8 protein-coding genes are annotated in these 6,196 nt (G+C 27.0%); 3 read left to right on the forward strand and 5 right to left on the reverse strand.

The features are described 5' to 3' along the window. Positions 1-66: 66 nt before the first annotated feature. The 3 genes from QOZ84_RS16225 to mobQ form a co-directional block, all read right to left on the reverse strand. On the reverse strand, positions 67-1,329 hold the full coding sequence (locus tag QOZ84_RS16225; protein WP_284133940.1) for a DNA-binding response regulator: 1,263 nt from the start codon (positions 1,327-1,329) through the stop codon (positions 67-69). Positions 1,330-1,419: 90 nt separating this feature from the next. Beyond that, complete coding sequence (locus QOZ84_RS16230; protein WP_284133941.1) at positions 1,420-1,620, reverse strand: hypothetical protein; 201 nt, start codon at positions 1,618-1,620, stop codon at positions 1,420-1,422. Next, a complete protein-coding gene (gene mobQ / locus QOZ84_RS16235) occupies positions 1,610-2,758 on the reverse strand; it encodes a MobQ family relaxase (protein ID WP_284133942.1) in 1,149 nt (382 codons plus the stop codon). The genes QOZ84_RS16230 and mobQ overlap by 11 nt, the downstream gene beginning before the upstream one ends. A gap of 254 nt (positions 2,759-3,012) precedes the next feature. Here mobQ and QOZ84_RS16240 point away from each other — a divergent pair, with 254 nt between their 5' ends. The 3 genes from QOZ84_RS16240 to QOZ84_RS16250 all read left to right on the forward strand — a co-directional run bounded on the left by QOZ84_RS16240 (position 3,013) and on the right by QOZ84_RS16250 (position 4,638). Then, the gene (locus tag QOZ84_RS16240; protein WP_284133943.1) at positions 3,013-3,267 is read left to right on the forward strand and encodes a hypothetical protein; all 255 of its coding nucleotides are present in this window, start codon (positions 3,013-3,015) and stop codon (positions 3,265-3,267) included. A 185-nt stretch (positions 3,268-3,452) separates the two neighbouring features. Next, complete coding sequence (locus QOZ84_RS16245) at positions 3,453-4,313, forward strand: hypothetical protein (protein ID WP_284133944.1); 861 nt, start codon at positions 3,453-3,455, stop codon at positions 4,311-4,313. A gap of 22 nt (positions 4,314-4,335) precedes the next feature. Then, positions 4,336-4,638: a hypothetical protein gene (locus QOZ84_RS16250; protein WP_284133945.1), complete on the forward strand. Its 303-nt coding sequence runs from the start codon at positions 4,336-4,338 to the stop codon at positions 4,636-4,638. Positions 4,639-5,115: 477 nt separating this feature from the next. Here the strand turns inward: QOZ84_RS16250 and QOZ84_RS16255 are convergent, their stop codons facing one another. Both QOZ84_RS16255 and QOZ84_RS16260 read right to left on the reverse strand, forming a co-directional pair. Beyond that, on the reverse strand, positions 5,116-5,613 hold the full coding sequence (locus tag QOZ84_RS16255) for a hypothetical protein (protein WP_284133946.1): 498 nt from the start codon (positions 5,611-5,613) through the stop codon (positions 5,116-5,118). 85 nt (positions 5,614-5,698) lie between these two features. Beyond that, the gene (locus QOZ84_RS16260; protein WP_284133947.1) at positions 5,699-6,016 is read right to left on the reverse strand and encodes a hypothetical protein; all 318 of its coding nucleotides are present in this window, start codon (positions 6,014-6,016) and stop codon (positions 5,699-5,701) included. Positions 6,017-6,196 lie beyond the last annotated feature (180 nt).

Here is a 6,196-nt window from a genome sequence, read left to right on the forward strand (position 1 = left end):
TTTTTTTTTTATATTACCATGATAAAATTAAACTGTTAATATAAGAACGCATAAAAAAAGAATGACTTACGCCAATAAGCCATTCTTCTTCATATAAGTAATATGACGTTTCAAAGTTTTTAAAGGGATATCTAATGCCTCTGATACTTCCTTATTTTTAAGTCCTTTTTCTCTAAGGACTTTTATTTTTTGCCTTAAAACCTTCAGTTCTTCTTGTTTTGTCATCTTACCTTCTTTTTTTAATTTCTCTTTATATTTATTTTTATTGTATTCATTATTTCTTCTTTTAACTTCTTTTTTAGAAATAATTGTGACCATATACTTTTCTTCATCTTCTGCTATTTGTAAAAGTTCTATTAATGTTTCATTTTTGTATTTATAATCTTTACTCTTCTCTTTATATACCTTTTTTGCGCTCTCTGTTGCCTTTGTAGCCTCTTTCGTTGGCAATGGCTTAACAAACATTCCATTAAGTTCTAAAGTATCTCCTAACGCCTTTTGTTCATCTTCAAAGAAATAATTTAAATAATATCTATATAAAAATAATATCATTTCTCTTTCGCCTTCTAAATCATAGTTTCTTAACTCACATAACTTTACTAAGTCAGTTATTCTAGCTAAGTATAATGACCTTTCGTTAAACATATAAACTACTTTTTTAGGTCTACCTTTTTTCTTAGGAGCTAAACTCTTATTTTTTTCATGTTTTGGTATATCTGGTAAATACTCTGTTTGAATTTCTCTTAATTTATGAATGTACTCATTTGTTTCTAATGTTTTAACCATTGTATTACTCTTTGAATTTATACTTCCTGGAACTCTTAATACCCTTGTCGGGTCTAATGCCATCCTATCGGCTCCAAATTCTTTTAACTGACTATATATATATTCTTCTACTGCCTTCCATAGAGGTAATGCCTTGTATGGAACTGGCTCTATTAGCCATATTAAGTACAGTCCTCTGCCACTATCAATTATTAAATTCGGTATTGGAATGGTTTTTCCAAAGTAATTATGATCTAAATTCATAAGTATTTGTGTTTTACTAAATTTAGTTTTATATGTATCAAGATCCATATGAATACAATTTAATTCTTTTAAATTTTCTATACGTCTATAAGTCTTATAAAAGGTATTTAAAGATAAATATGTATTTTCTTTTGAAAAGTCTATATCTAGTAACTGATTAAACTTATAATGCCATTGTTTAAATGCTCCCCCATTTATTTCAGCTTTAGTTATCCAACCTTTGCTATTTCCATGTATTGCATTTATATACATTAAACTCTCTTCATTGGATTCATCTACTTTTCGTAGCGCTTGTCCCATTTATTCACCTCCCCCAATTACAAATAACACAATTATTATATCATACACTTTCTTCCTTTTTTTACAGTTATATCAAATCCTAGCTATAATCTATATCTTTTCGATATTTTCATCTAAATTTTTATAATTAAAAGATAGGCTATATCCATGTATTTTAATTATTTTATCTTTTACTCTACTTATATCATGTTTTATGCCTACTATTGCACTAATCCCAACTAGGGCTGCAATAGCAAGTGCTACTACTAATTTTTTATTTTTAAAACCCTCTTTTTCTTTTTTAAAGTTCATGCCCTCCATCATTGTTTCTACCAATTCGGTTAACTCTCTGTTCTGATCCTTGCTCTCTATCAAACTGTCTTTCAATCTCCATTTTTCTTCTTTCCATGTATTCATTGTGTTTTCTAAGTTCTTCTCTAATTGCTCTATCTTGTTCTCTTTTATCTCTAGTGATTTTTTTAAGTTCTTCACTTCTCTTTCGTACTTCAAGTCCATTCCTACTATCAAGTCCTCTGATTCGCTCTGTACTTTCATTAATTCCTTTCTCATACTCAATATCTCGATTTCTAGCTCCATCATCTTTAACTCGCTCATTTTCCAATTCCTTCATCTCTTCATATATTTTAATTTGATTTTCTAATAAACCTATTTTTTGATTTTCTTCATTAATTTTTCTGTTTTTATCTCCTATTTCTGTTTTTATTCCTTTCTCTTCCATTGCTCTTACAGTCGGACCTTCATGCATTGTAGGAACTCTTTCTATTCCTCTATCTTCATAGCTCCTATTATCTATCCTTTCTTTTCTATTTGCCTTTTCTAAAGCTTTATTAGCATATATCATCCATTGCTCTCTCCAATTTTCTAGAGTTTCTTTTTTATTCCAATTTGTACTTTCTATTTTCCTAGATTTTGCATTTCCATTTTGACTATAGGTTTTATTTCCATCTTTATCTAAAATATATTCCTTCTTGGCTTTTGCTCCCCAATCTCCATTTTCATCAAATGGTCTCATTGTTAGCATTATATGCGTATGTGGATTTCCATCTCTTTTATCATGAATAACTGCATCAGCTACCATTCCATTACTTGAAAAATTATCTATAACATATGCTCTTAATAATTCTATGTGTTCTTTTTCATTAAGCTCCATCGGTAAAGCTATATCTATTTCTCTTGCTAGCTGACTATTTTTACTCTTTTCTATTTGCTCAACTTCATTCCATAATCGTTCTCTATCTAATACCCAATTAGGAGCATTAATTGGTTTAAATATTTCTTTATATATTACATCTTTTCTTTTGGTATAATCATGTGTTAATCCATCTCTTTTGTTGTATAATTTTTCACCACTTCTATATGCAATTGATGCTACTGAAGATTTACCTTTTGACCTACTTATTATCTTTGTAGATAGATGATATATTGCCAATATATATTCCTCCTTTTTACAAATTAATACTTTTGTATTAATTGTATTTTATTATTTATATTTTTTATCTTTTAAAAGCACTCTGCAAGAGCGTACACACCATTCATGGTGTATAAGTGCGCCTTTGGATTAGACTTTGATTACCCTATCTACTATTTTCAATACTATACCCTATCTTTTGATTATAGTATTGAAAAATATATTTTTCAATACTATAATTTTATTTAAGTAAATAAAATTAGGAGGTTTTTATTTTGAATGAAAATAAAAAATTAAATGATATTGAAGAAAAAATAAAACAATTAAAAGCTCAAAAACAATCTTTAATTCTAAAAGAAAAAGAAAAAGAGCGTAAAACTAGAACTAAAAGATTAATTGAAATTGGCGCTATTTTTGATAGTATGGGGGTTAACTCTATTGAATTGGCAAATGAATTTAAAAATCATTTTATAAATAATGAAAAATCTAAATTATGGTTGGAAAATTTTATAGAAAAAAATAAGGCTTAATTGCCTTATTTTTTTTTTGAATCTACCCCATAGCTACCCGTTATTTAAATCTCCATAATTTGGTAAAAATTACACTTTTTAAGAAATTTTTACCAAATTATGGAGATTTAAAAAGAAAACTATGATATTATTTTAACTCAAAGGTAAAGTAACAAACAAAATATACTCTAAGGGGGATTTACAAGTTGGATAAATTTCAAAAAAAATTTTTAGGAATGACTTTAAGCTTACTACTTTTAATTATTTCACCAATTATAGTTAATGCTGAAAATTCACAAGAAGTTAATACTGAAAATTCGCAAAAAACAAATGTTTTATATCAAAAAGGAATAGAAAGTGGATCTATAGATTCATCTGAAGTTAGTGAAAGTAGTTGGGAAAATCAAGAAAAAGGTTACAGAGAAAACTATGATACTGCAATAAAAGAAGGTATATTAGAAGATATTTCATATGAGAAATGGTTAGAGTCAAATAATTATGGACAATTCCCAAAAATGGATCCAGAAGTATTTGATACGATAGTAATACCTCCAGCCTCAACAAGACAAAAGAGGAGTGCAAAACCTTATATCCAATCAGGAGACATATTAATTACAAATGCAACGAGCTCATCTGGGATTATAGGACATGCAGGTATCGCAAATGGTAATGAGTATGTTTTAGATATGCCTGGAGGAAGAAATGGAAGAAGTATGACCGATAATAATCGTCAGAGTTCTGCAAGTGCGTGGTTTAATGATTATAAAAGTGGATGGATATATGTATATAGAATAAAAAATACGTCATTAGCAAAACAAGTTGGAAGTTATGCAGATAGACATTATTATTCAACTAATGGAGGTAAACAAAAAAATGTTCATATAAATTATAAAGTTTCTTCAGATTTATATAATATGAAAACAGCATATTGTTCTAAATTAGTATATTGTGCCTATTGGTATGGTACTGGATCTTTACCAGTAATGAACAAAAAAGATGGAATTGTAGACCCATACGGGTTACCACTTTGTTTTAAATCAGCATATGCCCCAGGTCGAATAAACTAACTTGAATGGAGTGAATTTAGAAATGAGTAAGTATAAGGATTGGAAGACACTAGATTGGATTATAACAGGAATTGTAGCTATATCTTTTTTATTAGTACCTGATTGGCTTGTTGAACACAATACATCTATAATGGTAACAGTTTATGATTACCCATATAATATTCCTATAATGATAGCAGGTGTATTTTTAATATATTGCTTTTTATCAGGAGTATATTGGATAGTAAATAAAAAAATACATATGGTAGTTCATTATTGCTTAATAGCAACCGCATGTATAACAATTACGATGGTATATATTATTGCATATAACTCGGGTATGTAAAAAAACATAATAAGTATTTTAATTTTACTTACATGATGGAATTCCATTTGCATTTAGATTTTACACAAAGACCAATGTTAGGATATTAGGTTATGATTTTAATCTATATATTAGTTTTTTAGGAAACCTTATCTCATATTTATTAGCTTATATGGTCTCATTTAAATTATAGTGGTGTTATTTTAAACCATTATCACCTACCCAGTTAGTAATTTTAATAACTAGATTCAGAAAAAATTCAAAGTAAATTAAATTAAGTATTCTTAAAATTGAGGTTTAGGGAATAGTTGAAATAAAAAAGAGTGTATCCATTGAAATCTCTTACTTTCATGAGGTACACTCTTTTTTTGTTTTCTCGTTTTCCATGAAACTTTATTTTTTAAACTTTTCCAAATTCTATATAAATAAATTTATTTTAATTTTAACTTTATTTATATTTGTATTAATTGTATTTATTATGTATTTTACTTAATTTTATTATTTACATTTATCCATGTATTCAATTAGAGCTGCCGCTAATATATCTTGAACTTTATAGCTAGAATTTTGCTTACAAAAGCTACTAAATTCTTTTTGAATTTCTTTGTTTAACCTATAACATCTTGATACTGTTTCTCCATCTAATATTTTTATATCTATTTCTTTGTACTCTTTTATTTTTGGTCTCTCTTTTATTGATTTAACTTCTTCTTCTAAAGTCTTTATTTGCCTTTCTAAGCTATTCATTCTTTCTAGTAGTAATTTTGTATTAATTGTATTATTAAAATCTTCTTCATCCTCTTTATTTGTTTCTAGCCTATATTTATTACTTTGTTTATCGTAAATATATCCTATTTTTTCAAATCTATTTCTTATTGTCTTTCTTGATATTTTTAATTCTTCACTTATTTTTGTTAATGATTTATTTTTTAACTCTTTATTTATAAATTCTACCTGATCCATTGCTTCTAGTTTATTAAATTTATTTTTATCCAAATAATCACCGCCTTAATAAAAACTGTATTAATAGTATTTATTGTATTAAAAAAGTGCATTTCCTTCAAAACGCACTTTTTTAGTATCATTTTTTATAATTTACAAAGTTTACTACATTGTTTTTTATTGGAGATTGTTCCTTAACTTCTTCTTTTGGCTCTTTTAATCTCCTTTTTTCTAATCTTTCTATAAATGCCTTCTTTGTTTTCTCTACAAGTTCATCATCTAAATCTATAAATTCAAATGTTTGCTTATCCAAATACTGATAAGTTCCATCTTCCTCATGCAAAGAATAATGTAAGTAATCCTTTAATAATTCTTCATTACTCTTTTCTCTATCATAAGTCTTCAAATAAAAAGTAAGACTACCACTAAGTTTTAACCAAAGTTTCTTAGAATCCATAATCAAAAACCTCCTTTTAGATACAGGTACTACGTACCCTATAATACAAGCTGAAAAAAAATGAGACCTTTTTTTTTTTATATTACCATGATAAAATTAAACTGTTAATATAAGAACGCATAAAAAAAGAATGACTTACGCCAATAAGCCATTCTTCTTCATATAAGTAATATGACGTTT

It is taken from the genome of Romboutsia sedimentorum, from assembly GCF_030131845.1.
GTDB lineage: Bacteria > Bacillota > Clostridia > Peptostreptococcales > Peptostreptococcaceae > Romboutsia_D > Romboutsia_D sedimentorum.

What these genes read in the sequence shown, in the direction of transcription:
- QOZ84_RS16260 (WP_284133947.1), bottom strand. Translation starts at nt 6,016, where the DNA reads ATGGATTCTAAGAAACTTTGGTTAAAACTTAGTGGTAGTCTTACTTTT.
- QOZ84_RS16250 (WP_284133945.1), top strand. Translation starts at nt 4,336, where the DNA reads ATGAGTAAGTATAAGGATTGGAAGACACTAGATTGGATTATAACAGGA.
- QOZ84_RS16225 (WP_284133940.1), bottom strand. Translation starts at nt 1,329, where the DNA reads ATGGGACAAGCGCTACGAAAAGTAGATGAATCCAATGAAGAGAGTTTA.
- QOZ84_RS16230 (WP_284133941.1), bottom strand. Translation starts at nt 1,620, where the DNA reads ATGAACTTTAAAAAAGAAAAAGAGGGTTTTAAAAATAAAAAATTAGTA.